The sequence below is a fragment of the Pseudofrankia coriaricola genome, from assembly GCF_001854805.1.
Classification (GTDB): Bacteria; Actinomycetota; Actinomycetes; order Frankiales; family Frankiaceae; genus Pseudofrankia.
On sequence record NZ_MBLO01000111.1, the window covers coordinates 1 to 2,382 of the forward strand.

2 protein-coding genes are annotated in these 2,382 nt (G+C 68.8%); one reads left to right on the plus strand and one right to left on the minus strand.

Features of this window, described 5'->3' with window-relative positions; genetic code table 11:
• Nucleotides 1-68: 68 nt before the first annotated feature.
• Nucleotides 69-398 (minus strand): transposase, encoded by a 330-nt coding sequence (locus BCD48_RS16440; RefSeq protein WP_241841707.1) that lies wholly within the window; start codon nucleotides 396-398, stop codon nucleotides 69-71.
• Nucleotides 399-509: 111 nt separating this feature from the next.
• Between BCD48_RS16440 and BCD48_RS16445 the strand changes: the two genes are divergently transcribed.
• The coding region (locus tag BCD48_RS16445; RefSeq protein ID WP_198543272.1) for an NB-ARC domain-containing protein at nucleotides 510-2,382 on the plus strand (1,873 nt) is incomplete at its 3' end.

Genomic DNA, 2,382 nt, shown 5'->3' on the forward strand with positions numbered 1-2,382 from the left:
GGGGAAGGTGTTCATCCCGTCGGCGGGAGCAGGCTTCTTCGGTGCGTGGGCCGAGATGAACTCGAACCTTACTTCTGGTCGCTCGCGAAGAAGCTCGCCACTTTTTTTAGGAAAGCGTTGTCCATCTGCAGCTGTGCGTTCTTCTTCCGCAGCTCCTCGAGCTCGGCGCGCTCCGACACCGACAGCGGCTTCTCCCCAACCTCGCCGGTGTCCTTCGCCTTCTTCACCCAACTCCCCAAGCTCGTCTCGTTGATCCCGAGGCTCTTCGCCACCTCGGCGATCGTACGGTCCGAACCAAGGACGAGAGCCACTGCCTCATCCTTGTACTCCTGGGTGAACTTCCTCCGCATCGATCCCATCCCCGGATCTCCCTGGTAGTCAGTGATAAGTACGTCCACTGTCTACAGAACCGGGATCACTCCAGGGTTTGACGGGGTTAGTGGCTGGGTGCCGGCTGGCTGGCATGATGTGTCTGCCCGACCGGCGTGTGGCGGGCAGGGGGGTGGCGGGTGGCCGACCTGTCCGGGGAGGTCGCGGCGTTCGCGGGGGCGTTTCCGGAGCTGCCCGCGGCGCGGCGGGTTCTGGAGTCTGTGGGGTTCTCGGTGGGGGATCTTCCCGCGTGGGCGGTGTCGACTGCGGCCGAGTTCTGGGGTGAGGTGTTCCGGCTGCTGGCGAATGGTGCCGTGGTCGGGGATAGGGGGCGGCTGTACGCAGCGGCGTTGGAGCAGTTCCCGGACAGCGAGGTTTTCGCCGCAGGTGCGCGGACCTCGACGGGCCGGGCGCGGGTGCCGGCGTCGTGGGACGTGGTGCGGGCGGGGTGGCCGTTTCCGGATCCGTTTGTGGATCGGACGGTGGCGGTGGGTGCGGTGCGGGATCTGTTGACGGTGAACGGCGCAGGTCCGGTGGGTGTGGTCGGGATGGGGGGTGCGGGCAAGTCGACGGTCGCCCGGGCGGTGCTGCACGACGGGGAGGTGCGTGGCCGGTTCGTTGATGGGGCGGTGTGGGTGGAGGTGAACCCGGGCGGAGATGTGGCTGCGGTGCAGGGGCGGGTGCTGGCTGCGTTTGGGGATCCCCGTCCTGTGGCGGATGTTGCTGAGGGTCGGGATCGGTTGCGTGGGCTGTTGGCGGGAGCGGCGTGTCTGATCGTGTTGGATGACGTGTGGGAACCGGCCGTGGTCGATGGGTTTCCTCGGCTGGCGGGGGTGCGGCTGCTGGTGACGTCCCGTAGCAGCCATGTCCTTCCGGTGACCACGCCGATCTGCCCCGTCGGCTTGGTCGACGACTCGACCGCGCGTCAGCTGCTCGCCGCCTACGCCCGGCAGCCGGTGCCAGAGCTGTCTACGGCTCGCGGGGTGCTTGACCGCTGTGGTGGGCTCGCGGTCGCTCTGGCGATCGCTGGTGGTCTGGTCCGGGAGCTGTGGGACTGGGAGGAGATCGCTGAGGCGTTCGACCGGGCGGACCTGGTCGAGCTGACCGCACGGTTCCCGGACTATCCGTACCCGCACCTGCTCGGGGTGATCGACGCCGGGACGCAGCTCCTGCCCGACGGCGCGGCGGCGCGGTTGGCCGAGCTCGCGGTGTTCAAAGGCCATGGACCGGTTCCGGTGTCGGTGGTGCTCGATCTGTGGGCGGCTACCGGTCCCCTGGACGGTAGGACGGCGCGCAGCGTGCTCCGCCAGTTGGACGGCGCGTCCCTGGTGCGTCTGCACTCGGACAGCCGGACGGTGACCGCGCATGACCTGGTGTTTGACTACGCCCGTGGCAGTCTTCCCCCGGGCCGGTTCGCCGAGCTGCACGGGCTAATTGCACATCGGTTTCTTGACCGATGGGGCAGTCTGAATAAGGCCCTGCCGCTGCTTGCCGCTGCCGGTCGACGGGATGCCGCCGACCGCTACGGCCTGGCCTGGCTCGTCCCCCATCTCCTCGCCGCCGATGACGCTGACACTGTCGATGCGATCCTCGCGGCCGAGCGGCGCACTCGTGGCGGCCAGACCGAAAGTGTTTGGTATGCCGCCCACGAAGGCCAGGGCACCACGGCCGACTACGTCACCGCGATCCAAGCCGCCCGCGACCACACGGGAACCCGCTCTCCCGCCGAGCCCCCGACCATCCTGGCCCGCCACGTCGGCTACGCGCTGATCCTTGGCTCGATCACTACCCTCGCCGCGAACATTCCCCTGGCCCTGCTTCTCCGACTCGTCGACACCGGCGTGTGGCCGCTCGGGCGCGCCCTCGCCTACGCACAAGCCATCCCCGACCCAACCCCTCGGGCCGAAGCGTTAACCTCACTCGCGCCACACCTGCCCGCCGAGCAGCGCGCACCGATCCTCGGCCAGGCGCTAACCGCCGCAACCGCGATCATCCGGCCGGACGCCAGGGCGC